Source organism: Bradyrhizobium sp. DOA9 (assembly GCF_000617845.2).
Lineage (GTDB): Bacteria > Pseudomonadota > Alphaproteobacteria > Rhizobiales > Xanthobacteraceae > Bradyrhizobium.
Genome location: NZ_DF820425.1, coordinates 6,129,328 through 6,152,525, shown reverse-complemented (window position 1 = coordinate 6,152,525; position 23,198 = coordinate 6,129,328). Strand labels below are relative to the sequence as shown.

Sequence of the window (23,198 nt, the reverse complement as noted above, 5' to 3'; positions counted from 1 at the left end):
CGAAGCAACCGCCCTTCCTGTGCAGCACAAAAGTTACTTCGTCACCTGACCACGGATCTCGCCGCCCGGGTTCGCCGCGGTGTGGATGTTGATGTAGTACTTGCCGCCGAGCAGATCGGTGGCCTGAGCGTCCGTGAGGGTGGCTTCGCCCTTGACGGGGCTCGAGGCGGCATTCGGGATCGGGACCGCGACGCCGGCGTTCTTGCCGGCTTCGGCAGGACCATGGAAATGCGCGGCGGTGGCGGGGCCCGAGAGGCCGGAATAGGTGACGGTCCAGGACAGCTTCTTGCTGGCAGCGTCGTAGTCCAGATCGGCCGTGCCGGTGGCGCTGCTGGTGCTGGGAGGAACTTCGGATTTGCCGTCCAGGATCGCCTTCAGCTTCTCCGCGCCGGCCGGGGCGGCGAATGCAACGGCAGCTCCGAGTACCAGTGTGGCAAGAACGGCTTTGGTCATGGGTCTCTCCTGTTGACGCCTGATTGCTGGCAACCTTCAAACAGTAGGTCATGCGGTTTATTCCCGCATTACAGCCGACCCATCTAAAATATTCGTGGTTGGATCGGGCAAGGCATGACCCTTAAGTTCGCGCGCTCACGATGGAATGATCGAATGCTGCGACCAACGCTTCTAGCCGCCCTGATCGCCGCCGTTGCGGCGTTCGGCCTCTATTGGTGGTTGACCGCCCCGGCGGCGCTGGCCCTGCCGGCTGCGACACGCAGCCCCGATCTCGCCAACGGGCAGGAGCTGTTCAATGCCGGCGGCTGCTCGTCATGTCATGCGGTGCCGAACCAACCCGATCGCCTGCGGCTCGGCGGCGGCCTGGCACTGGGCTCGCCGTTCGGCACGTTCTACGTTCCCAATATTTCCCCCGATCCGGCCGACGGGATCGGCCGCTGGAGCGAGGCCGATTTCGTCAATGCCGTGCTGCGCGGCATCTCGCCCGCGGGCACGCACTATTTCCCCTCGTTCCCCTACACGTCCTATCATCTGGCCAGCATCGACGACGTCCGCGATCTCTTTGCCTATCTGAAGACGCTGCCGCCGGTATCAGGCAGAGTGGGCGACCACGCGCTGCCGTTTCCGTTCAACATCCGCCGCAATCTCGGCATCTGGAAATTGCTGTTCATGGACACCGCGCCGTTCGTCACGGACGCCGGGCGCTCGCCGCAATGGAATCGCGGGGCCTATCTCGTCAACGGTTTCGGCCATTGCGCCGAATGCCACAGCCCGCGCAATGCGCTCGGCGGCATCATCGCCGGCCAGCGCTTTGCCGGCGGGCCCAATCCGGACGGCGAGGGCTGGGTGCCGAACATCACGCAGCAGGGCATCGGCAGCTGGAGCGAGAAGGATATCGCGGATTTTCTCGAGACCGGCGACATGCCCGAGGGCGACAGCGCTTCGGGCGCGATGCGGCCGGTGATCAAGAACCTGGCGCAACTGACGGCGGAAGACCGCGCTGCGATGGCCATCTATCTGAAGTCGCTGCCGCCGGTGCAGGGACCGACACCGCCCCAGCGCAAGCAGGGCGGCTGAGCCGCAACGCTAGAGCATGATCCGGAAAAGTGCGTAGCGGTTTTCCGAAAAGATCATGCTCGAACAATAACCCAAAGCGCGAGGACGCTTCATCCTGATCGCATCGCGCTTTAGCCCGTACCGAACGCCTTGAAGGTGATGATGGTGAGGGTGTCCTGGATGCCCGGCAGCACCTGCACCTTCTCGTTCACGAAGTGGCCGATGTCGGTGTCCTTGTCGACGTAGAACTTCACCAGGAGGTCGTATTGGCCGGCCGTGGAATAGATCTCGGAGGCGATCTCGGCTTCGGCAAGCGCATTGGCCACCGTGTAGGACTGGCCGAGCTTGCATTTGATCTGGACGAAGAAAGGAACCATCGCGGGCACTCCGAAAGCGGATTCTTCCGGCTAATAGGCCAAAACCGGCCGGATTTAGCAAGCGAACTTGCTGGATCGTCCGAGGCGCATTCGCAAGTGTCAGGATGAGACGGCCGCCGCGGCCAGAGCATCCCTGAGCCGTTGGGCGAGCTCGATCTTGCGATAGGGCTTGGTCAGCACGAACGCTTCCGCCTGCGCGCGTCCCTGCTCGACCAGGGTCTCCAGCGCGTAGCCCGAGGTGAACAGAACCGGCAGGCCGGGACGCAGCCGCCGCGCCTGATCGGCGAGCTCCCAGCCGCTCAAGCCGCCCGGCATCACGATATCGGTGAACAGCAAGTTGATGCCGGGATCGCCCTGCAGTTGCTGCAGGGCATCCTTGCCGTTGACCGCGGCGACGACGCGATATCCGAGCGCTTCCACCCTGCGAATGACGGAGGAGCGGACGAACGGATCGTCCTCGACGATCAGGATCGTCTCGTAGCCACGCGGCGCGCTGTCCTCGCCGTCGGAAGGATCGGCCTGCGACCGGCCGGTGTTCGCGCGCGGCAGGTAGATCCTGACCGTGGTCCCAAGGCCGGCCTCGCTGTAGATCGAGACGTGGCCGCCTGATTGCTTGGCAAAGCCATAGACCATGCTGAGGCCGAGGCCCGAACCCTTGCCGACCTCCTTGGTGGTGAAGAACGGCTCGAACGCGCGTGCGGTGATCTCGGGCGTCATGCCTTCGCCGTCATCGGTGACCGCGATCAAGACGTAGCTGCCGGGTGCGACTTCCGGGTGAAAGGCGCGATCATCGTCGATCGTGACCAGCTCCGTGGCCAGGGTGAGGTGGCCTCCCGACGGCATGGCATCCTGCGCGTTGAGCGCGAGGTTCAGCACCGCGGATTCGAGCTGGGCGCGGTCGGCAAACGCCAGGATCGTGCCGGGCCCCGAGGTCGTCCTGATCTCGATGTCTTCGCGCAAGGTGCGCTTGAGCAGCTTGAACATGGAATCGAGCAGGCTCCGGCAATCGATCGTCCGAGGCTGCAGCAATTGGCGGCGGCTGAAGGCGAGCAGGCGCTGCGTCAGCTCGGCGCCCCGTTCGCCCGATTGGCAGATGTCCTCGGCAAAGCGCCTGAGGTCCGGCCTCGCCTTGAGCTGCTCGCTGAGGTGCTCGGCATTGCCGATGATGACGGTCAGCAGATTGTTGAAATCGTGCGCGATGCCGCCGGAGAGCTGGCCGACCGTCTCCATCTTCTGCGCCTGCTGGAGCTGCTGCTCGGTCAGCTTGCGCGCGGTGAGGTCGTGGACGATGCCGACGAAGATCAATTCGCCGTCCTGCCGGGCCTGGCCGACCGACAGGTCCATCGCGAACGTCGTGCCGTCCTTGCGCAGGCCGACGGATTCGCCGCCGGTCGCGAAATGCCGCGTGGCGCTGTCGGACGAAGCGTCAGCCTCCGGCATCAGCATGCTGACGTCCCAGCCCATGACCTCATCGGCCTGATAGCCGAACAGGCGCTCGCAGGCCGGATTGAACAGCAGGATGCGGTCCTGCGCGTCGAACAGGATGACGCCGTCGACCGCGGTCTCGACGATCGCGGTGAGGCGCGCCACGCTTTCGCGCATCGCGCGTTGGGCGTCGCGGACCTGCTGCAGCAGCAGCGCTGCGTCGCGGCTCTTGATTTCCTCCTCCTCGAGCGCGGCCTGGACCTGTCGCAGCTCGAACGGCGAGGGGATCGTCAGGATCTTCGGCAGCAGCGGCCAGAGCGCGCCTGCCGTGAACACCGATGCCACCGCGGTCGCGGCCTTGACCATGCCCTCGATGCCATAGATCGGAACCCAGAGCGTGTAGATCGACAGCACGTGGGTCAGGCCGCAGGCCATGATGAAGATCGCGAATGCCCAGTAGACCCAGCCGAACTTGAGGTCGCGCCGCTTGGTGACGAGGATGGCGAGGACGAACGGGATCGAGAAATAGGCGGCGGCGATGCAGGCGTCGGAAACGACGTGAAGCCAGATCAGCTGAGGCTCCCACAACAGGCAGATGCCGTGCGGCGAGAGCATGGACGAGTCGAGGAGACGTTCGAAGAAGGCCCACATCGTTCCACCCCAGGAGTCTTTCAGATGGCTTGCGGACCGGATCGGCCCGCAACATCGGGTCACCGGACGGTTCCACCACCTGACGTCTCGCGTAGCCGGCGAAGCACGCTAAGGTACGCGACTATAGCAAGGGTCCGGCGCCGCTGCATTTTCAAGCCCGCATCATTGCGGGGCCCTTGGCCGCGCTGTGTCGGACTGATTCGCGAGGTGCAATCGATTTCCGAATCACGCTTGACGGCGTCCCGGCGCGCTTGCCGGCGTTCCACGGTCGCGCTAGGACAGGCCATGGCGGCCTCCTCGAGCACGTGTATCCCGCGATGACGACCCCGGTCGCGCTCACCATCGCCGGTTCCGATTCGAGCGGCGGCGCCGGCATCCAGGCCGACCTGAAGACCTTTGCCGCGCTCGGCGTCTACGGCGCCTCCGCGATCACGGCGCTGACGGCGCAGAACACGCGCGGGGTGACCGGCATTCACGCGGTTCCGGCCGGGTTCGTCACCGAGCAGATCGACGCGGTGTTCTCCGACCTCGACATCGGTGCGGTGAAGATCGGCATGGTGGCCCAGGCCGCCAGCATCGACGCCATCGCGGCCGCGCTGTCGCGCTGGGCGCCGCGGCACGTCGTGCTCGACCCCGTCATGGTGGCGACGTCCGGCGACCGCCTGCTCGCCACGGAGGCCGTCGATGCCCTGCGCACCAGATTGATGCGGCTCGCTGCCGTGATCACGCCGAACCTGCCGGAGGCTGCGGCCCTGCTCGATGCGCCGGTGGCCGCGAGCGAGGCCGAGATCGAAAGCCAGGGGCGCCGCCTGCTGGCGCTGGGCTGCCGCGCCGTCCTGATCAAGGGCGGGCACGGGGAGGGTGCCGAGAGCATCGATTATCTCGTCACTGCCGAGACCACGATCGCGCTCGCCGCCCCGCGCGTGGCCACCCGCAACACCCATGGCACCGGCTGCTCGTTGTCCTCCGCCATCGCGGCGGGGCTGGCCAGGGGCGAGGATCTCGAGGCTGCCGTGCGCAACGCCAAGGCCTGGATCAGCGCCGCGATCGCCGCCGCCGACCGCTTCAGCGTCGGCCACGGCCACGGGCCGATCCATCATTTCCACCGGTTCTACTGAGAGGGGCTTGCTTCGCCTCGCCCGCTTGCGGGAGCGCCGACGCGCTCGCAGAGCGCGGCGGGTGAGGGCTCTTTGCCACCCAGGGATAGCCTCCGCATTTCTCGACAATCCCACCGCGGAAACACCCTCTCCCCAACCCTCCCCCGCAAGCGGGGGAGGGAGCGCATCTGCCTCGTGGCTTCCGGCCGCAATCTGATCTCCGCAGCCCCCTGCGGCGCCATGTCGCCTGATTGTCGCATGCGACTGATATTCGCGGGGAGGGCGAGGCAAGGCGTGATTCGTATTTCTGGGTGCCTCGAGGGTTCAATCGGTCATCCCCCTGTCACGGGACATTGTTACAGGCTGGCGCATGGGAAGTTACGATGTGAGTGACGAGAGCCCGGAGCGGCGCTTTCGCACGTTGTTCATCTCCGACGTCCATCTCGGAGCCCGCGGTTCACAAGCCGATCTTCTGCTCGACTTCCTGCGCTACCATGATGCCGACACGATCTATCTCGTCGGCGACATCGTCGACGGCTGGGCGCTGAAATCGAGCTGGCACTGGCCGCAGTCGCACAACGACCTCGTCCAGAAGCTTTTGCGCAAGGCGCGCAAGGGCGCCAAGGTCATCTACATTCCCGGCAATCACGACGAGTTCCTGCGCAACTATTACGGCACGCATTTCGGCGGCATCGACGTGGTCGAGAACACCGTTCACACCGGCGCCGACGGCAAGCGCTATCTCGTCATCCACGGCGACATCTTCGATCTCGTGGTGCAGAACGCGCGCTGGCTCGCCCATCTCGGCGACAAGGCCTACGACTTCGCGATCCAGATGAATCGCCTGGTCAACTTCTTCCGCCGCCTGTTCGGCGTGCCATATTGGTCGCTGTCGCAATGGGCCAAGCAGAAGGTCAAGAACGCCGTCAACTATATCGGCGCGTTCGAGCAGGCTCTCGCCGCCGAGGCGCGGCGCCACGACGCCGATGGCGTGATCTGCGGCCACATCCATTACGCCGTGATCCGCGACGAGGCCGGCATCCGCTACATGAATTGCGGCGACTGGGTGGAGAGCTGCACGGCTCTCGTCGAGCACGATGACGGCCATTTCGAGATCATCACCTGGGCGGATCAGTTGCAGAAGCCGGCGCAGGTGCCACAGGTCGCGGCAAAGGCGGCCTGATGCGCATCCTGGTCGCGACCGACGCCTGGCACCCGCAAGTCAACGGTGTGGTTCGGACGCTGACCAAGCTCGCGGATGCCGCCAAGGGGCTCGGCGTGGAATTCACGTTCCTGACGCCGCAATCGTTCCGCACCTTTGCGATGCCGAGCTATCGCGACGTGCGTCTCGCCATGCCGCGCCCGGCCCGGATCGCGAAGCTGATCGAGGAGGCGCGCCCGGACAGCATCCACATCGCGACCGAAGGGCCGATCGGCCTGATGGTCCGCCGCTATTGCCGCCAGCGCAAGCTGCCGTTCACGACCAGCTTCCATACCCGCTTCCCCGAATATGTCCGAGCCCGCGTGCCGGTGCCGGGCTCGCTGATCTGGCGGGCGCTGCGGCGCTTCCATGCGCCCAGCAGCGCCGTGATGGCGGCGACGCCTGCGCTCGCGCGCGAACTGACCGAGCGCGGTTTCGACAATGTCGTGCTGTGGCCGCGCGGCGTCGACACCAATTTGTTCCACCCCCGCGTCGTCGATCTCTGCCTGCCCGCGCCCGTGTTCCTGTCGGTCGGCCGGGTGGCGGTGGAGAAGAATCTCGAGGCGTTCCTGGACCTCGACCTGCCCGGCACCAAGGTGGTCGTCGGCGACGGGCCGGCGCGCGCCTCGCTGGAAGAGGCCTATCCCGATGCGATCTTCCTCGGCGAGAAGCACGGCGAGGAACTGGCGGATATCTACGCGGCCGCCGACGTGTTCGTGTTCCCGAGCAAGACCGACACTTTCGGCCTGGTCCTGCTGGAGGCGCTCGCCAGCGGCCTGCCGGTCGCGGCACTCCCCGTGAAGGGGCCGCGCGACGTGATCGGCGATGCGCCGGTCGGCGCGCTCGATCACGACCTGCGCAGCGCCTGCTTCGCCGCGCTCGACATTTCCCGGCAGGATTGCGTCGCGTTTGCCGCCAATTACACCTGGGAAGCCTCGGCGCGGGTCTTTGTCGACAGCATTTTGGCTGTTGGGGCGGTGCTGCCCGGAAGGGCCGGCACGGAACAGCCGCGCCAGGTCGCCTGAGCGGGGGAAGAATACTCTCGCGGAGGTGTCTTGCCCGGGCCTGATCGGCCGCGATAACATTCCGCCATGACCGAGCAGCTCCTTCCAGTCGGCCCTGCCGACATCGATGCCGCAGCGCGCGTGATCGCGCCTTACGCCATCCGCACCCCGCTGTTGTCCTTCCCCGTGCTCAACGAACGCGTCGGCGCGAAAGTGTTCCTGAAGCCGGAGATGCTCCAGCGCACCGGCTCCTTCAAGTTCCGCGGTGCCTTCAACAAGGTGTTCTCGATCCCGCAGGACAAGCGCGCCGGCGGCGTCGTCGCGTTCTCCTCCGGCAACCACGCGCAGGGCGTCGCGGCGGCCGCAAAGATCCTGGAGATGCAGGCGACCATCGTGATGCCGGCGGACGCGCCGCTGTCGAAGCGCGAGCGCACCAAATCCTACGGCGCCGAAGTCGTGCTGTACGACCGCGACAAGGACGATCGCGAGGCGATCTCGCGCGGCATCGCCGAGAAGCGCGGCGCGACGCTGGTCAAGCCCTACGATGATCCCTTGGTGATCGCAGGGCAGGGCACCGCCGGCCGCGAGATCGCGGAAGACATGGCAACGCTCGGGCTCAGCCCCGACATCGTGGTGGCGCCGGCCTCCGGCGGCGGCCTGATCGCGGGCGTCGCCACGGCCGTGAAGGCGCGCTATCCGCAAGCCGAGATCGTGGTGGCCGAGCCCGAGGCCTTCGACGATCACGGCATATCGCTGACCTCAGGCCACCGCGAGCCGCATCCGCCGGCCGGCCGCACCATCTGCGATGCGCTGATGGCCCTGATGCCCGGCGAGATGACGTTTGCGATCAACAGCAAGCTGCTCGCGCGCGGCGTCACGGCGTCGGACAAGGAAGTCGGCGCGGCCGTTGCCTTCGCCTATCGCGAGCTGAAGCTGGTGGTGGAACCGGGCGGTGCCGTCGGCCTCGCCGCGCTGCTGGCGGGCCGCCTCGATGTCGCCGGCAAGAACGTCGTCATCGTGCTGTCGGGCGGCAATGTCGACGCGGATCTGTTCGCGGAGCTGGTCGCCTGATCTCTGCTTAAACAGTGCGAGTGGTTGAGCTCGGTCCACCTCTCCCGAAGGGAGAGGTCGGGTCGCATCGCAAGATGCGATCCGGGTGAGGGGTTACGGTCTCACCGGGCGCTGCGGCCCCTCACCCGGATTGCTGCGCAATCCGACCTTTCCCCGCTGGGGAGAGGTGTACATCTCGGCAACAGATCGCTACGCCTCGCCAATCTCCGGAACGAAGAAGAGGCAGAGCGTTTCCACTCTGCCTCTTTGCCGTGCGCGCGGCGCGTGCAATCAGTGCATGAAGCCGCCGCGACGGTTGCCGCCATTGTTCATGCTGGGCGCCTGGTTCATCGACTGCCGGAAGTTGTTGTTGCTGCTGACCATGCGGTTCGGCACCGTGTTGAGCTGCGGGCGGTTGGTCTGCACGTTGGTCTGCACCTTGCTGACCGGGATAGTGTTGGGGTTCACGATGCCGGTGTTGCCGTTGTTGACGCGGATCGGCTGGTTCTGCGTCTGAACGTTGACCGGCTTCGCGTCGATCCGGGTGCCGCCTTTGCCGACATTCACCGGCATGCTCACGATCTTGGGCGGAGAGCCCTGGGTCGTGCCGGCTTTGTCGCCGCCGTTCTGCGGATTGTTGGTCGCAGGCAGCGTCACGATCTTGCCGATGCCGACCTTGCCGTTGGCGGTATTGGTCGGCGCGGGCAGGGTGACGATCTTGCCCGGGGTCTGCGACGGCATGCCGTTCTGCTGGTTCGGCTGGTTGTTGCCGGCAGGCAGGGTGACGACCTGGCCGCCATTGCCGAGCTTGCCGAGGACGTTGCCGTCGACCGGCTTCTGCACGACCGGCAGATTGCCATTCACCTGCGCGCCATTGCCCTGCTGCATCAGCGGCATGTATTTGGGCTGGCCGAGATTGCCGATCTTGAGCGTCGGGGCAATGTTCTGCGGCGCCAGGAACTTGGTCGCCTGCATCAGCGGGATCTGCTTCGGCTGCACCTGCAGCTTCAGCGCGACCTGCGCATAGGGACTGTTGCCGTAGCTGTCATAGAAGCTCTTGTAGGCGAGCGGCGAATTGGCGAGCACCGCCTTGTGCCAGGCCTGCGAGATCAGGATGTTGTTCAGCAGCCAGCGGATGTGGTCGCACAGCGGGTCGTGCGGGTACATCCGGATGAACTCCTGATAGTACTCCGGCCGGCCCTCGGACACGACGTAGTCATAGGCCTGGCGGGTGGAGCGGCTCGGCAAATTGGAGGCCATCTGCACGACCGGCGCTTTCACCGGCGCGCGGTTGGCGGCAACGGCTGTGTCACCGAAGAAGGTGAAGTCGCTGGTGAGCGAAGAGCTCTCCCACGGGATCTGCGCGCCACTGGTGGTCTGGTTGACCTGCAGGCGCACGCGCTTGAACAGCTGCTCGATCGGCACGTTGGGCTCGCGCGCGACGTTCAGGAAGGCCTGCGTGTACGGGCTGTGGCCATTGGTGCCGTCGAGCGCCTCGGCGCCCGGCGCGGTCGAGTAGCCGACGATCGAGCCGTTCGGGGCATCGACGATCGCAAGGCCGCGGCCGGCGTCGTTGACTTCGGGGAACGGGTTGTTGCGGCAGGCATCAAGGATCACGATCCGCATCCGGCTCGGGATCGTCTCCAGCGTCGACATCACGTCGACGAGGCGCACCGAATTGTTGACGAGCTCGGTGGGGCTGGAGACCTTGGCGTCGACCGGAACGAGATAGTTCTCGCCGGCGAGCTGCACGCCGTGACCGGCGTAATAGACCATCGCCACCGTGTTCGGACCGCGCGAGGCGACCTTGGCGGAAAAGTCCTGGACGACGCGGAGCATGTCGTTCTGGGTCAAGTCGGTCGCGGCGACCACTTCGAAGCCGGCGGAATTCAGGAACTGCGCCACCGATTGGGCGTCATCGTCGGGGTTCGCTAGCTGCGGCGCGTTCTGGTAGTTCGCATTGCCGATCACCAGCGCCACCCGCTGCTCCGGGCCTTGCAGCGCGGTGGGGGCGGGCTGCACCGGGGCAACTTGCGCGGAAACCGGTCCGCAGGCGAAGCCGAACAGGCTTCCCAACAGGCTCGCTGTCATGAAAAAGGGCTTTAGGCGGAACATGGCGTGCTCCTCTGGCACTGATCTCGATGCGAGATTGGTTGCGCGCCAGCTTGACTGCGTTCGAGCCTTGCGGTCCGTGATCCCTGTCACCATCGTCGTCTCAGTGATCTGGATCACGCTCGGAACCTGCTATGGTTAGCGATCGATTGGGAGAACGTCCGCCACATGCTGAAATCGATCGATCCGATCCTCACCCCCGATTTGCTCTGGCTGCTCGCCGCGATGGGCCATGGCGACGACCTCGTGTTCGTCGATGCCAATCACCCCGCCACTCGCATCGCGCACAGCACCTCGTCGCAGCGCCTGATCCATCTGCCGGGCATGACGATGGAGGTCGCCATCCGCGCCATCATGTCGGTCTACCCACTCGACGATTTCGATCCCGATCCGGTGCGTGTGATGATGCCGGTCGACGATCCCGACCGGGTGCCCGAGGTGCAGCGCGCGGTGCTCGCGGAGATCGCGCGTGCCGCTGGCCGGCCGGTCACGCCCGGCAAGCTCGCGCGTCCCGACTTCTATCGCGCGGCGGCTGCAGGCTTTGGCGTCGTGCAGGTTGGGGACAGCAGGGGCTATGGCTGCTTCCTGATCAGGAAGGGCGTGATCAGCTAGTGGAGCTGCGCTCGATCGGCGCAACGCGGGATGCAAGGCGGATGCGATCATCATATGCGATGATCCCGCGCGACCATCGGCCAGCACTCGAATTTGAATGGTCTTCCGGCAGGCGAGCGTCTATCGTCGATTCATGTCTCGCCTTCTGTGTCTATTCGTTGCTGTCGTCCTGTCGCTGCTGCCCGCTGTCGCGCCCGCCGAGCCCGTGCAAAAGCGTTCCAAGCCGGTCTGGAAGGGCTACGGCTTCCTGCCGGGCTATCGGCAGCCGCTCAGCAACAGCATCCCGCTCTACAAGCAGAAAGACGCCATGCGGCGTCTCGCGCGGACTGAACGCCGCCATTGGTACATCGACCCGGTTCCGCAATATTATCGCTGGGACGGCGAGTGGCACTATTTCGGCCGTCCCGGATTCAACGGCGGCCGCTACAACGGCGGCAGCTTTGGCCCGTGCTGGACGCGCACGCCGATCGGTCCGATCTGGAATTGCGGGTAATGAGGCGCTGACGGCGCCACGCGTCATTGCGAGCCAACGGGTCCGCGCATAGCGCGGCCCGATGACAGGCTCCGCGAAGCAATCCAGAATGACGCTGTGGAGAGAGTGGCATCGAATCCGACTCTCGTGCCCCGGACGCAGCGCAGCGCTTCTTCAGCGGTGCGCTGCAGAGCCGGGGCCCATGTTGCAGCGGAATTTGTGGTTCCTGGGTCCCGGCTCTGCGCCGCAACGCCGTAGGCGTTGCAGCTTGTCCGGGACACGTGAGTGCGCGTCGTCGCTCACGAAAAGAACGCGATCTTCTCGGCCTGGGTCATGCGGCGGATGGGGGCGAGCGGGTCGTTGGCTGGAGCGCGCGGTTTTTGCAGGATGCCGCTGGCGAGGATGGTGGCGCCGAGCGAGGCCTCGGGCATGGACGCGGGCAGGGGCGAAGACATGGGCAAAGACATGGGCGAGGGCATCGGCAGCGTCGCGGTCGGCGCTGCCGCCAACGATGCTGCCGCCGCCATGGCCGGAACCTGCTGCTCCATCACCTCGGCGGCGGCTTCCGCGATGGCGTCGGTGAGGCGCGCAAGCGAGTCCAACGCGATCGGCGCGTCCGCGGCGGACTCTTCGGCGACGGCTGCGACGCACGGCTCGGCTGCGACCGGCTCCGGAGTGGCAATGGGCGCAACGACATCCGAGGGCACCGGCTCCGGTGTTGCCGCCGCCATCTCGACCGGCTCGATGATCTCGTCGAAGTCGGGATCGGGCGCGGCCATCTCCATCGCGATGGCCTCGAGGATGGCTTCGTCCTCGGCCTCGGCTGCGGCGTCGAGCGAGAACTCCTCGCCTGCTTCCGTCAAGGCCTCCGGCTCGGCGGCCGGCTCTTCAAACGCGACGGTTTCGAGCCCGGCATCTTCAGGCGCGACGTTTTCGAGCGCCGCGCTTTCGGCAGGGATCCGGCTGTCGGCCGCGATCCCCTCGGCGGCAGCCGCGTCCATGGCCTGCCCGGCCATGGCGGCGGCTTCAGCGACGGCCGTTGCTTCGACGGCCGCCTCGGCTTCCGGAGCTGGTGCGATCTCTTCGCGCGTCTCCGTAAATGCCACGGGCGCAGCGCCCGCCATCGCCGCCGGCTCCGTCTCGACGGGCGAGGCTGCTGCGACCGATGACGGCGCCTCCTGCGCCGGAGCGGCCGCGGCCTGCGGCGTTGCGTCGCCGTCGAGCTGCTCGACCCGATCCTTCAAGAGATCGAACGCAGCCTTGAGCTCGACACGGGGATCCAGGGTCGAGATCTGCCCGCAGGCAGCCTCGATCGAGGCCAGCTGCGAATCAATGAGGTCGCAGATTCGCCCGTCGGCGCCGATCTCGCGCCAGCGCCAGGAGATCTCCTTGATGATGCGCACCCCGCGCGGGATCGGCGCGAGACCAGCCTCGATGGCGCCGGGATCGAACGCGGCGAGTGCAATCGTCTCGGCCTCGCGGATGGCGCGGCGGATCTCGACCAGCGCCTCGGGCAGGCGGTCCTCGACCACCGGCTGCCGCTGCGCCGCAAGGGTTTCCTCGATTCTGGCGACCGCATCTAGCACCATGCTCGTGTCGGCGTTGCGGTTGCGCTTGGCATATTCGCCGAGGAACCAGCGGCCGCGCGCGGTCTCCATGAAGGCTTCGCGGATCGCGTCGTAATCCTGCTCGTTCGGCTCGGCCGCGCGGGCAGACATGGGCGAGAGGGCGAATGCTTCGTTGGCCATGACAATCTCGTCGCGCAAATCAGTGCGCGTTACTGTAACGATCACCACGATATCGACCGAATCGCAATTGGTTTGATGCAGTCCGAATCACAAATCCCCATCGCGGCAGCGACGAAGCGGCGATTCGCCGTGAGCCTCGCCGTGTTCTATTCGGCCTTCTTTGCGGTTCTGGGCACGCATATGCCGTTCTTCCCGGTCTGGCTGAAGGCGATCGGCATCGACGCGGCCTGGATCGGCATCATCAACGCACTGCCGGCGATCACACGCTTCACCACGCTGCCGCAGGTCACGGCCTTTGCCGAAAAGCGGCATGCCATTCGCGCCGGCATCATGGTGTCGGTGCTGGCGACCGCGATCGGGTTTTCGGTCGTCGGCCTGCAGCAGCAGCCGCTGGCGCTGTTCCTGATCTACGCGCTGACCTGCATGATGTGGACGCCGACGATGCCGCTGACGGATGCCTATGCGCTGCGCGGTGTCGCGCGCTACGGCCTCGACTACGGACCCTTGCGGCTATGGGGCTCGGCGGCGTTTGCCGCCGGCTCGCTCGCCTGCGGCTATCTCGTCGACGTCATTGCTCCGCGCGAGCTGATCTGGGTCATCGTGGCCTGGGCCGTCGTTGCGGTTCTCGCCAGCATGCTGCTGCAGCCGCTCCACGATCTCGGGCGGCGGACGCCGGAGCGGCACGCCGGCAGGGCGCTGCTGCGCGATGCCGGCTTCTGGGCCGTGATCGCATCGGCCGCGCTGATCCAGAGCAGCCACATCGCTTTCTACACCTTCTCGGCCATCAACTGGCAGCTCCATGGCATCAGCGGGCTGACCATCGCGGTGCTGTGGACGCTGGGGGTGATGGCCGAGATCGTGGTGTTCGCGCTGTCGCCGCGCTTTTCGCTGCATCCGTCCACGATGATGGCGATCGGCGGCGCGATCGCCGTGCTGCGCTGGATCATCACCGCGAGCGAGCCGCCGCTCGTGCTGCTGGCGATCGCCCAACTCGGCCACGGCTTCAGCTTCGGCATGACCATCCTCGGCACCATGAACCTCCTGGTGCAGCGCGTGCCGTCGCATCAGATCGCGCGCGGGCAGGGCTATTACGCCGCCTGCAACGGGCTTTTGGGCGCGGCGACGTCGATCGCATCAGGCGCGATCTATGCCCGCATCGGCGATGGTGTCTATTACGTCATGGCCGCGATGGCTGCTGCCGGTGCCATCCTGATCTGGTCGGCGCGGCATCGGCTCATGGCTCAGCCCCAGAGCGAAGCGTCCGGCGGGTAGACCAGGCTGCCGTCGTAACGCAGACCGTGGTCGCGGTCGCGCGCCAGCAGCAAGGGGCCGTCGAGATCCACGAAGCGCGCCTGCGGCGTCACCAGCATCGCGGGCGCCATAGACAGCGAGGTCGCGACCATGCAGCCGATCATGATCTCGAAGCCGAGCGCCTGGGCGGCATCGGCCATGGCCAGCGCCTCGGTGAGGCCGCCGGTCTTGTCGAGCTTGATGTTCACGGCATCGTAGCGTTCGCGCAAAGGCGCCAGCGACTTGCGGTCGTGCACGCTCTCGTCGGCGCAGACCGAGAGCGGGCGCCTGATCCATGCCAGCGCCTCGTCTCTGCCTGCCGGCAGCGGCTGCTCCACCAGGGTGACGCCGGAAGCGGCGCAGGCAGCGAGATTGTGTTCGAGGCTGGCCTCGCTCCAGGCCTCGTTGGCATCGACGATCAGCTCGGCTTCAGGGGCGGCCTTGCGCACGGCCGCGATGCGCTCCGGATCGCCGTCGCCGCCGAGCTTGATCTTGAGCAGCGGACGGTGCGCCGCTTTGGCGGCCGCCGCGGCCATGGCCTTAGGCGTCCCTAACGAAATCGTGTAGGCCGTGGTGCGCTCCGCTGGCGCCGGGCGGCCCAGCAGGTTCCAGGCGCGCAAGCCGGCCGCCTTGGCCTCAAGGTCGATCAGGGCGCAATCCAGGGCGTTGCGGGCCGCGCCTGACGGCATGGCGGCCTGCAGGGCCTCTCGCGTCAGCCCGCCCGCGACGGCCTCCTGCATGGCCTGGATCGCGGCCTGCGTCGCCTCCGGCGTCTCGCCGTAGCGGGGATAGGGCACGCACTCGCCGCGGCCGGTCAGGCCGCCCCGGCTGACCTCCGCCACGACGGTCACGGCCTCGGTCTTGGCGCCCCGGCTGATGGTAAAGCTGCCGGCGATCGGGAAGCGCTCGATTCGCGCCGCCAGAGACACAAGTTTGCTGGAAGTCATTTTGAACTCTGGCGAAATCTGAACCTGCTAGTTACCTCTAGCAACTAACATTAACCCCTTGGGGATACCTTCTCTGGGTAAGGGCGCGTGCGCAACCATCTGATTTTCTCCGCCCCGGCACGGGAGCGGACATGAGTGGCGATCCGAAGCTGGAACGGATTGCCAAGGGCAACGCGCTGGCACTGTGCGCCACCGGCACCTGGACTGCGAGCTTTGCGCCGGTCCTGGAGCGGATGGTGGCTGATGCCGAGAAGCTCGCAGGCACCCCGCAAAGCATCTTCATCGACGTCTCCGAGGTCGCCAAGCTCGACACGTTCGGCGCCTGGCTGATCGAGCGGCTGCGCCGCAGCCTGACACAAGGTGCCGTCGAAGCGCAGATCGCGGGCCTCTCCGCCAATTATTCCAGCCTCGTGGACGAGGTGCGGCGAGTCAGGGCGGCGGCCGCGGTCGACAACGACCCGATTACCATTTCCGGCATGCTGGAGCAGATCGGCCGGGCCGTGGCCGGCGTCGCCGGCACGGTGGCGGGCCTCGTCGACATGCTCGGCGCCGTGCTCGCGGCGTGGTTTCGCGTTCTGGTCCATCCGCGCTCGTTCCGCCTGACCTCGACCGTGCATCACATGGAGCAGGTCTGCTGGCGCGCGGTGCCGATCATCGTGCTGATCACCTTCCTGATCGGCTGCATCATCGCGCAACAGGGCATCTTCCATTTCCGAAGATTCGGCGCCGACATCTTCGTCGTCGACATGCTCGGCGTGCTGGTGCTGCGCGAGATCGGCGTGCTCCTGGTCGCGATCATGGTCGCGGGCCGTTCGGGGAGCGCCTACACCGCCGAGCTCGGCTCGATGAAGATGCGCGAGGAGATCGACGCGCTGCGCACCATGGGGTTCGACCCGATCGAGGTGCTGGTGCTGCCGCGCATGATGGCGCTGGTGCTGGCGCTGCCGATCCTCGCGTTCCTCGGCGCCATGGCCGCGCTCTATGGCGGCGGTCTGGTGGCCTGGCTCTATGGCGGCGTGCAGCCCGAGGCCTTCCTGCTGCGCCTGCGCGACGCCATCTCGATCGATCATTTCATCGTCGGCATCGTCAAGGCGCCGGTGATGGCCGCCGTGATCGGCATCGTCGCCTGCGTCGAAGGGCTCGCCGTGCAGGGCAGCGCGGAATCGCTGGGCCAGCACACCACGGCGTCGGTGGTGAAGGGCATCTTCTTCGTCATCGTCATGGACGGCATCTTCGCCATCTTCTTCGCCTCGATCGGGATGTGACGATGGCAGCCGAGATTCAAGATCCGATCATCCGCGTCCGCGACATCACCGTGCAGTTCGGCGCGACGCGCGTGCTGGACGGGCTCAACCTCGACGTCAAGCGCGGCGAGATTTTGGGCTTCGTCGGCCCCTCCGGCGCAGGCAAGTCCGTTTTGACGCGCACCATCATCGGCCTGGTGCCGAAGGTCGCAGGCTCGATCGAAGTGTTCGGCGTCGACCTCGATTCCTCCAGCACGTCGCAGCGGCGCAACGTCGAGCGGCGCTGGGGCGTCCTGTTCCAGCAGGGCGCGCTGTTCTCCTCGCTGACCGTGCGGCAGAACATCCAGTTTCCGATGCGCGAATACTTACGCGTCTCGCAGCGGCTGATGGACGAGATCACCATGGCCAAGCTCACCATGGTCGGCCTCAAGCCCGAGGTCGCCGAGCGCTTCCCGTCCGAGCTCTCCGGCGGCATGATCAAGCGCGTGGCCCTGGCGCGCGCGCTGTCGCTCGACCCCGACCTGGTCTTCCTCGACGAGCCGACCTCCGGGCTCGACCCGATCGGCGCCGGCGACTTCGACGAGCTGGTCCGGACCCTTCAGCGCACTTTGGGGCTGACCGTTTTCATGGTAACCCACGATCTCGACAGCCTGTACACCGCATGCGACCGCATCGCCGTTTTAGGGAACGGTAAGATCATTGCGGCAGGGTCGATCGCCGACATGCAGGCCTCGCAGCATCCCTGGCTGAGGCAGTATTTCCATGGCAAGCGCGCCCGCGCGGTCATGGGTTGAGTAGCTGGGTAGCCGGAGCACCTGATGGAAACGCGGGCGAATTACATATTGATCGGCTCGTTCACGCTGGCGGTGATCGCCGCGGCGATCGGCTTCGTGCTGTGGTTTCAGTCGCTGCACACCACCAAGCAGCGCAGCCCGCTGCGCGTGGTGTTCGAGGGCCCGGCGGCCGGCCTGCGCAACGGCGGCAGCGTCAATTTCAACGGTATCAGGGTGGGCGAGGTGGTCTCGGTGAAGCTGGACAACCCGCGGCGGGTTGTCGCACTCGCCATGATCGAGAACAACGCTCCGATCCGCAAGGACACCCTGGTCGGCCTCGAATTCCAGGGCCTCACCGGCGTTGCCGCGATCTCGCTCAAGGGCGGCGAAGAGGCCGCAGCCCCGCCGCCGCTCGACCAGGACGGCATCCCGACGCTGACCGCCGATCCCAACAAGCTCCAGGACGTCACCGAGGCGATCCGCGCCACGCTGCAGAACATCAACAAGATCGTCGCCGACAATCAGGAATCGGTGAAGAACTCGCTGAAGAACCTCGAGACCTTCACCAACTCGCTGGCGCGCAATTCCGAGAAGATCGACGGCGTGATGGCCAAGGTCGACGGCGTCATGCTCAAGGCCGACAATCTCATGCTCGGCCTCAACACGCTGGCCGGCGGCAAGGACGGCGGCGAGCTGTTCCAGGCGGTGAAGTCGATCCGCGAACTGGCCGAAGATTTCGACAAGCGCTCGGGTGCATTGATGGCCGACGGCCGCCGCACCCTCGGCGACATCAGCCGCGCCGTGAACAATTTCGACCGCAACCCGACCCGCGTCCTGTTCGGCGCCAGCAATTCATCGCAACCAGCCCCGCCGCCGGAGCCGCCGAAACCGGCGCCCGCCACGAGCGGCAGACGGCAGTAGGACTCTTCCCCTCTCGCGCAAAGGCAGAAGGAAGAAGAGAGCTCCGCGGCGGCAATTGTCTCCGAGACAGCATCTACTTCGTCGCCACAGTGCAACGACGAGCTCAAACAAAAAACGGAGGCCGTGAGGCCTCCGTTTTCATTCGCTATTCGCTACTCGCCATTCGCGAGCTTGGTCTCACCCCAGCCGGCCCGCCGCATGCGCGAGCAGGGTGTACACCAGACCCGTCTCCGAGATCAGCGCAGCTCCTGCGGGCCGCGGCCGTCGCGGGCGACTTCGTCGAAGGCCTTCTGGCCTGCAGGCATCGAACGCTTGGCGACATCAGCCGGGCCGCGAACAATTTTGACGGCAACCTGAGGCAGGCGAAGCGACCGCTCCTCGCTACTATAATACCCCTTGCTGTGTTTATCTCGGGAATGACAGTCGCGAAGGTGTGATTCGAAATAAAATAACAATTATACTAAGTAAGGTTCCGCTTTTCAGGCTGAAGCGGCGTCGGGCATCAATTATACACAGCAAGGAGTTCTAGGATGGAAATCAAGGCGCGTGGATGGGGGCGAGATATGGGCACCAAGACGTGGGCCACCCACGACCTCTCTCAATTTCGAATAAGCGACGACCCATACTGCTACATCAACTGGAACTCTCCGGGATTGTTTGCTCGGTTTGGGGAGGTCACCGTGGCTTGGGGGCAGGACCTCAAGCACCAAGGGTCGTACCGGATGGACCTGACGTTCTCGCAGAGAGACATCTTCAAACTCTTCATGGCATCCTACGGCCGCGAGCTTGATTTGGATCTCTTGGAGCAGGGTTTCACAATCTCGGAAGCCTTGAAGAAGCGCGTGCTGAGCGAGATCAAGCTGGCCGATCTTACCATCGGAGATCTTGCCAAGCTCAGCGCCGGTAGTGCCGAGCCTGAACCAAAACAGCAACAAGCTGAGATCAAGCCTTTCCGTCGCATCTAATCTGCGGCGACGAAGGGGGCAGCTATGACAAGATATTGAAGGCCGGGATCGTTTGACCCCGGCATTCTTTTTTAGGCTTGGTGGTGCTCGACTTCTTTTTCTTCCGCGTTTCACTCAACGCGACGCTCGATCGAGTAGACGCCAAACTTGGCTGCTACAATCGAGCGGGACTTGTGGGCTCGGGTGTCAGACGCTTTTCCGCCTCTTCAAGCTGCGTACGCACTGTCTCTCCAAACTTCCGGGCAATCTGCTCGACGACGCCGTTTGTTGTAGCGTTCCAATGTATCTTCCACCACCGTCGCGACGTTTCGATACCATCCCGATCGTACTTGCCGAAGTCGGTCAGCATGTGTTGGCTAGCCACTTCGAAAATATAGCAATTGTCCAAACTCGGCGCGCAGGTGATCACCAAAACGATCCGCTGCAAATTGTAAAACTTGGGAGTGAGAGTTGCTTTGATCTGGGCTCGCGTCAGCGCACAGTTCAGCTCCAGTTCCCAGGTCTCATCATAAATACCGTCCCCTCCGAAGCCTGATTGCCGCAGAAGTGCAGCCGCCCCAAATAAGTTGCTGCCTCGTAGCTTGCGGGTATGCTTCGCAGTGACGAAATTGTCAGAGCGCTTCTCTTTCGACATAACACGAATGATGAATTCTTCAGCAGTGGACTCGCGAAATCTGTCATGCTCGGTTACTTCCAGATCGAAAAATTGTGAGAACTCCGTTGCAGAGACTGCACCAATCACGTTCTCGAAGAACTCGTTGATGAACTTAGATAACAGATCGGGCGTCACCACTTTCGCATCGGCCGCCCGCAGCCGATCTTCGAGAGTCAGCAGGGGCGCAATTTGGGTTGCGACACTCGGCATGCTCACGCCGGCTCGAATCTCCTCGAGCGATTTTCGCAGGGCATCAAGCTTGCTCGCGTCGTCCACAAATTGCTCACGCGCGGTGTGCTGCGAGACGAAAAATGGAGTCTGAGTGTCATTCTCCAGAAATTCGTCTCGCAGAGTATTGATGATGTCCGTGTAGTAGATCGGCCCTTCAATCTTTCGAAGCGTAGCCGCGCGAAATTTTTCCGTGAAAACGCTGAGGGGTTTGCCGGTCAAAGAATTTTGAGAATCAAGACATGAGGCAATTTGTATCAGGTTTCTGAATCCGTCCTTACTTTGCGGAATCCAACTACCCTCGGATTTGACCAACAATTTGCCCGAAGAACACGCATCGATGACCTTCACGACCAACTGTGCATCTGCCAGCCTCAACAGAGTATGCAGTTCTTCCGTTGAAATTCCGGTCTGATTGGGCCTCCTGGAATCAAAATCGGTCGCGCAATGAAAAAATTCAGTCTCGTGTTGATGCCCATGTCCCGTGAAGTAAAAGAACAGCTCGTCCGGGTTTCCTATTCTATCCATCGCACTTCGCAGTTGCGACTTGAGTGAGTCCGCGGCCGCGTTCTCGATGATGGCAATCTCTTCGTACTTTTGTGTAGCCTCAAGCAACTGCTTCATCGCCAGCAAGTCATCGTGGCAGCATTCTAGTTTCGAGAGCCTGTCGTATTGAACGTTACCGACGAGAATTGCTGCGTTTGCCATTGAATCGCTGTTAGATGTGAGGGTTAGTCTTGATATCCCGTTGCATTGTAAGATTGGAGCATCCAGAGCTGGGCGATGGCTCAGCTAGGGCTCGACTGGCGATGGTCCGCCTTCGATATCAAGCAGACGGACCATATTTTTGGGTCTGGCTGGCTCGCCCCTGTGCTCTTCTGACCAGTACCGGGCGCATCCATCGCTCTATGGCTGTATCAAATTGTCCAAATCTTGAGAGCGTCATCGGCCATCGCCGATTGGCGCTCTTCGATTTCATCCGCTCCCCAGTTAGCAAAGTCTGCGATCTCCCGAGTGATAAGTAGCGGGCTCGTCTTGTAGATGGTTCGCTTCTCCGCGAAGATTTTATTCGCGAGATCGCCATTCATGGTCGGCTCCAGGAGAGTCATGTTCCCAAGCCGTTTTGAATAGGCCTGAATCGTCTCCTCGGATAAGATCCACCCAGCGCTTGGGTTGAGCGGCATGATGTGTTCCAGATTATACGTCGCTGTGTCCTCCAGAATGCCGCCCAACTCGGCTCGTGCCTCGCCAGCGCGGCTCAGTTCGATTGCTCTCAGATAGTATCGCGCGAGATGTTTCTTAGATACTCGAGCGCGCTTGAGGCCTTCTCTAAATTCTGCATCGGTTCTAACCACGCTCTTCATGCGCTCCGATAGCACAGCGGCATTCTTAATCTCGCCGCTCGTTATTTCTTTCGCGCGAAGGCCGTAGTGGCGGTCAAGCACACCGCCACCACCTCCGCCGGCAATAAGGAAGCGCACCGACCAAGATAGGCACAGCCTGAAAGCGTGCGTTGCTTCTTTTGGATCAAAGTTGGTAACAATAGCGAGCAGTAGCGGACGAATTTGCTCAATCTGGAGAATGCGGGTGATGATGTACAGGTACGCACGTGTTTGCTTGTCGAATGTAGGCCAGCCCGTATGCTCTAGCGGAGAGAATAGAGCGGCGTAGTCAACCGAATAAGTGGCCAAGGCATTAGCCATATCAACCGTCTGCTGTCGACCAATGATCTTTTCCCTGATCCTGTCGGCAAGTTCCTTTTCGATTGTTGGTCCATTCTGAGAAATCCAGTAATGGCGGAGGAAAGTTAGTAGTAGGTCGTCAACATCCAGCGACTCTAAGATACTCGCCATAGCAGCCCATTTTGGGGCCACCTCACTGAGGCGATCTTGCGCCTTCCCGAACAGGTAGTTCTTCAGAATGTCGGCCTGAGATGCCCGAAGACCGCGATCATTGAGCGTCTCAAACAGGGTGTAAGCGTTGAAACTATCAGGTACGCGTATTTCAATGATTACGGCGCTATCGCGCAAGAATGCAATCCATTCGTATAGCCGCTTTGCTTGATCAGGCTTAGCATACGGCGCGATAATATTCTGCACATGCTGCCGACAGATGGCAGCTGCTTCGGCCAGGCGATCGTGAGAGTCCGTTTTGATCTTTGCTGTGGCTCTCAGCTCATTGTCGGGCGCGAGCAGGGTGCTCCTAACGAAGAAGTCGTTGTCTTCCACATTTAGGCGCAGCTTAGGAACGTGCTCGCCGCTGTTCTCATCGAATTCGAGCAAGAAGTTTTGCGTGTACTTCTGGGATGCCTCCTTTTCGTTCGGCGTACCTGCGAATAGATGATCGCGAATGGCCGAAATCAGAACCGCTGTTGTTGCCAGCCTTTGCTGACCATCGGCAACCTCCCAACGGTTGTCAGCGGTTTGAGACAGGACGATTGTACCTAAGAAGTAGGTCTTGCTCTCACTTGCAATCGCATTTGAGAAGTCTTGAAGCAGTGTTCGAACGTGATGATCCTCCCAAGCATAAGAGCGCTGGTTTAAGGGTACCTGGAGAGAATACCGGTTGAGAACCGAGCCGATGCCAGACTCGCCAATCGCAATTCCTATCCCCGCGCCGGCCATTCGCTGCTCCGTTCAACCAAAAATGGAACCTGTTCGCCGGTCTCGATCGACTCCCGACATGAGAAGGAAGACGTTACCGGATTTCGGAATAGTAGCATTATGCTCCTGTTTCGCCCGACGAGTCAAATCGGCGTCGTTGCCGCCGTAAGATGTTGATTTTTCTGTCGGTGGCTACTGTGCATGGGGTTGTTTCGCACTTTTTGTTGGACGACGGTCCAATGCCCGAGATGGGCCCCGGCTCTTCAGCGCACCGCCTAAGTGGCGCTGCGCTGCGTCCGGGGCACGAGACGAGC

At 63.6% G+C, this 23,198-nt stretch carries 20 protein-coding genes; 12 read left to right on the top strand and 8 right to left on the bottom strand.

Annotated features, from left to right (window positions below; all coding sequences use genetic code 11):
• Positions 1–33: 33 nt before the first annotated feature.
• The gene (locus BDOA9_RS29040) at positions 34–453 is read right to left on the bottom strand and encodes a CHRD domain-containing protein (protein WP_025037454.1); all 420 of its coding nucleotides are present in this window, start codon (positions 451–453) and stop codon (positions 34–36) included.
• Between the two features lie 153 nt (positions 454–606).
• Between BDOA9_RS29040 and BDOA9_RS29035 the strand changes: the two genes are divergently transcribed.
• Positions 607–1,530 carry a c-type cytochrome gene (locus tag BDOA9_RS29035; protein WP_025037453.1) on the top strand — a complete coding sequence of 308 codons (924 nt, stop codon included), beginning with the start codon at positions 607–609 and terminating at the stop codon, positions 1,528–1,530.
• A gap of 110 nt (positions 1,531–1,640) precedes the next feature.
• Here BDOA9_RS29035 and BDOA9_RS29030 read toward each other — a convergent pair whose 3' ends face one another.
• Positions 1,641–1,886 (bottom strand): Lrp/AsnC ligand binding domain-containing protein, encoded by a 246-nt coding sequence (locus BDOA9_RS29030; RefSeq protein ID WP_018642903.1) that lies wholly within the window; start codon positions 1,884–1,886, stop codon positions 1,641–1,643.
• Positions 1,887–1,985: 99 nt separating this feature from the next.
• Entirely contained in the window at positions 1,986–3,962 is a 1,977-nt protein-coding gene (locus BDOA9_RS29025) for a PAS domain S-box protein (RefSeq protein ID WP_025037452.1), read from the bottom strand.
• A 317-nt stretch (positions 3,963–4,279) separates the two neighbouring features.
• On the opposite strand from BDOA9_RS29025, the gene thiD reads away from it, so the two are divergent.
• The 4 genes from thiD (at position 4,280) to BDOA9_RS29005 (ending at position 8,335) form a co-directional block, all read left to right on the top strand.
• Positions 4,280–5,080 carry a bifunctional hydroxymethylpyrimidine kinase/phosphomethylpyrimidine kinase gene (gene thiD / locus BDOA9_RS29020; RefSeq protein ID WP_025037451.1) on the top strand — a complete coding sequence of 267 codons (801 nt, stop codon included), beginning with the start codon at positions 4,280–4,282 and terminating at the stop codon, positions 5,078–5,080.
• Positions 5,081–5,429: 349 nt separating this feature from the next.
• Positions 5,430–6,242, top strand: coding sequence for a UDP-2,3-diacylglucosamine diphosphatase (locus BDOA9_RS29015; protein ID WP_025037450.1), 813 nt, complete (start codon positions 5,430–5,432; stop codon positions 6,240–6,242).
• The gene (locus tag BDOA9_RS29010) at positions 6,242–7,285 is read left to right on the top strand and encodes a glycosyltransferase family 4 protein (RefSeq protein WP_025037449.1); all 1,044 of its coding nucleotides are present in this window, start codon (positions 6,242–6,244) and stop codon (positions 7,283–7,285) included. The genes BDOA9_RS29015 and BDOA9_RS29010 overlap by 1 nt, the downstream gene beginning before the upstream one ends.
• Positions 7,286–7,351: 66 nt before the next feature.
• A complete protein-coding gene (locus tag BDOA9_RS29005; RefSeq protein ID WP_025037448.1) occupies positions 7,352–8,335 on the top strand; it encodes a threonine/serine dehydratase in 984 nt (327 codons plus the stop codon).
• Between the two features lie 270 nt (positions 8,336–8,605).
• Here BDOA9_RS29005 and BDOA9_RS29000 read toward each other — a convergent pair whose 3' ends face one another.
• Positions 8,606–10,429 (bottom strand): caspase family protein, encoded by a 1,824-nt coding sequence (locus BDOA9_RS29000; protein WP_025037447.1) that lies wholly within the window; start codon positions 10,427–10,429, stop codon positions 8,606–8,608.
• 165 nt (positions 10,430–10,594) lie between these two features.
• Here BDOA9_RS29000 and BDOA9_RS28995 point away from each other — a divergent pair, with 165 nt between their 5' ends.
• Positions 10,595–11,038 (top strand): RbsD/FucU family protein, encoded by a 444-nt coding sequence (locus tag BDOA9_RS28995; RefSeq protein WP_025037446.1) that lies wholly within the window; start codon positions 10,595–10,597, stop codon positions 11,036–11,038.
• Between the two features lie 133 nt (positions 11,039–11,171).
• The gene (locus BDOA9_RS28990) at positions 11,172–11,531 is read left to right on the top strand and encodes a hypothetical protein (protein ID WP_042336877.1); all 360 of its coding nucleotides are present in this window, start codon (positions 11,172–11,174) and stop codon (positions 11,529–11,531) included.
• A 278-nt stretch (positions 11,532–11,809) separates the two neighbouring features.
• On the opposite strand, the gene BDOA9_RS28985 is transcribed toward BDOA9_RS28990, so the two are convergent.
• Positions 11,810–13,258: a hypothetical protein gene (locus BDOA9_RS28985; RefSeq protein WP_025037444.1), complete on the bottom strand. Its 1,449-nt coding sequence runs from the start codon at positions 13,256–13,258 to the stop codon at positions 11,810–11,812.
• A 75-nt stretch (positions 13,259–13,333) separates the two neighbouring features.
• Between BDOA9_RS28985 and BDOA9_RS28980 the strand changes: the two genes are divergently transcribed.
• The gene (locus tag BDOA9_RS28980; protein WP_025037443.1) at positions 13,334–14,530 is read left to right on the top strand and encodes an MFS transporter; all 1,197 of its coding nucleotides are present in this window, start codon (positions 13,334–13,336) and stop codon (positions 14,528–14,530) included.
• On the opposite strand, the gene dgcA is transcribed toward BDOA9_RS28980, so the two are convergent.
• A complete protein-coding gene (gene dgcA, locus BDOA9_RS28975; protein ID WP_025037442.1) occupies positions 14,500–15,495 on the bottom strand; it encodes an N-acetyl-D-Glu racemase DgcA in 996 nt (331 codons plus the stop codon). The two genes, BDOA9_RS28980 and dgcA, sit on opposite strands and share 31 nt — an antisense overlap.
• A gap of 131 nt (positions 15,496–15,626) precedes the next feature.
• Here dgcA and BDOA9_RS28970 point away from each other — a divergent pair, with 131 nt between their 5' ends.
• The 4 genes from BDOA9_RS28970 (at position 15,627) to BDOA9_RS28955 (ending at position 19,398) form a co-directional block, all read left to right on the top strand.
• Positions 15,627–16,760 (top strand): MlaE family ABC transporter permease, encoded by a 1,134-nt coding sequence (locus BDOA9_RS28970; RefSeq protein ID WP_025037441.1) that lies wholly within the window; start codon positions 15,627–15,629, stop codon positions 16,758–16,760.
• A 2-nt stretch (positions 16,761–16,762) separates the two neighbouring features.
• Complete coding sequence (locus BDOA9_RS28965; protein WP_025037440.1) at positions 16,763–17,533, top strand: ABC transporter ATP-binding protein; 771 nt, start codon at positions 16,763–16,765, stop codon at positions 17,531–17,533.
• Positions 17,534–17,557: 24 nt separating this feature from the next.
• Complete coding sequence (locus BDOA9_RS28960) at positions 17,558–18,433, top strand: MlaD family protein (RefSeq protein WP_025037439.1); 876 nt, start codon at positions 17,558–17,560, stop codon at positions 18,431–18,433.
• A 530-nt stretch (positions 18,434–18,963) separates the two neighbouring features.
• Positions 18,964–19,398: a hypothetical protein gene (locus BDOA9_RS28955; protein WP_025037438.1), complete on the top strand. Its 435-nt coding sequence runs from the start codon at positions 18,964–18,966 to the stop codon at positions 19,396–19,398.
• 154 nt (positions 19,399–19,552) lie between these two features.
• Here BDOA9_RS28955 and BDOA9_RS28950 read toward each other — a convergent pair whose 3' ends face one another.
• Both BDOA9_RS28950 and BDOA9_RS28945 read right to left on the bottom strand, forming a co-directional pair.
• Positions 19,553–20,989: a caspase family protein gene (locus BDOA9_RS28950; RefSeq protein ID WP_025037437.1), complete on the bottom strand. Its 1,437-nt coding sequence runs from the start codon at positions 20,987–20,989 to the stop codon at positions 19,553–19,555.
• A gap of 209 nt (positions 20,990–21,198) precedes the next feature.
• Complete coding sequence (locus BDOA9_RS28945) at positions 21,199–22,905, bottom strand: DUF262 domain-containing protein (protein ID WP_025037436.1); 1,707 nt, start codon at positions 22,903–22,905, stop codon at positions 21,199–21,201.
• Positions 22,906–23,198: the final 293 nt, after the last annotated feature.

Excerpts from the sequence above, each read along its gene's own strand:
- BDOA9_RS28980 (WP_025037443.1), top strand. The coding sequence starts at position 13,334 with ATGCAGTCCGAATCACAAATCCCCATCGCGGCAGCGACGAAGCGGCGA.
- BDOA9_RS29025 (WP_025037452.1), bottom strand. The coding sequence starts at position 3,962 with ATGTGGGCCTTCTTCGAACGTCTCCTCGACTCGTCCATGCTCTCGCCG.
- BDOA9_RS28950 (WP_025037437.1), bottom strand. The coding sequence starts at position 20,989 with ATGGCAAACGCAGCAATTCTCGTCGGTAACGTTCAATACGACAGGCTC.
- BDOA9_RS29015 (WP_025037450.1), top strand. The coding sequence starts at position 5,430 with ATGGGAAGTTACGATGTGAGTGACGAGAGCCCGGAGCGGCGCTTTCGC.
- BDOA9_RS29005 (WP_025037448.1), top strand. The coding sequence starts at position 7,352 with ATGACCGAGCAGCTCCTTCCAGTCGGCCCTGCCGACATCGATGCCGCA.
- BDOA9_RS28990 (WP_042336877.1), top strand. The coding sequence starts at position 11,172 with ATGTCTCGCCTTCTGTGTCTATTCGTTGCTGTCGTCCTGTCGCTGCTG.
- BDOA9_RS28955 (WP_025037438.1), top strand. The coding sequence starts at position 18,964 with ATGGAAATCAAGGCGCGTGGATGGGGGCGAGATATGGGCACCAAGACG.
- BDOA9_RS29010 (WP_025037449.1), top strand. The coding sequence starts at position 6,242 with ATGCGCATCCTGGTCGCGACCGACGCCTGGCACCCGCAAGTCAACGGT.
- BDOA9_RS29040 (WP_025037454.1), bottom strand. The coding sequence starts at position 453 with ATGACCAAAGCCGTTCTTGCCACACTGGTACTCGGAGCTGCCGTTGCA.
- thiD (WP_025037451.1), top strand. The coding sequence starts at position 4,280 with ATGACGACCCCGGTCGCGCTCACCATCGCCGGTTCCGATTCGAGCGGC.
- BDOA9_RS28960 (WP_025037439.1), top strand. The coding sequence starts at position 17,558 with ATGGAAACGCGGGCGAATTACATATTGATCGGCTCGTTCACGCTGGCG.
- BDOA9_RS29000 (WP_025037447.1), bottom strand. The coding sequence starts at position 10,429 with ATGTTCCGCCTAAAGCCCTTTTTCATGACAGCGAGCCTGTTGGGAAGC.
- BDOA9_RS28970 (WP_025037441.1), top strand. The coding sequence starts at position 15,627 with ATGAGTGGCGATCCGAAGCTGGAACGGATTGCCAAGGGCAACGCGCTG.
- BDOA9_RS28985 (WP_025037444.1), bottom strand. The coding sequence starts at position 13,258 with ATGGCCAACGAAGCATTCGCCCTCTCGCCCATGTCTGCCCGCGCGGCC.
- BDOA9_RS28945 (WP_025037436.1), bottom strand. The coding sequence starts at position 22,905 with ATGGCCGGCGCGGGGATAGGAATTGCGATTGGCGAGTCTGGCATCGGC.
- BDOA9_RS28995 (WP_025037446.1), top strand. The coding sequence starts at position 10,595 with ATGCTGAAATCGATCGATCCGATCCTCACCCCCGATTTGCTCTGGCTG.
- BDOA9_RS29035 (WP_025037453.1), top strand. The coding sequence starts at position 607 with ATGCTGCGACCAACGCTTCTAGCCGCCCTGATCGCCGCCGTTGCGGCG.
- BDOA9_RS29030 (WP_018642903.1), bottom strand. The coding sequence starts at position 1,886 with ATGGTTCCTTTCTTCGTCCAGATCAAATGCAAGCTCGGCCAGTCCTAC.
- BDOA9_RS28965 (WP_025037440.1), top strand. The coding sequence starts at position 16,763 with ATGGCAGCCGAGATTCAAGATCCGATCATCCGCGTCCGCGACATCACC.
- dgcA (WP_025037442.1), bottom strand. The coding sequence starts at position 15,495 with ATGACTTCCAGCAAACTTGTGTCTCTGGCGGCGCGAATCGAGCGCTTC.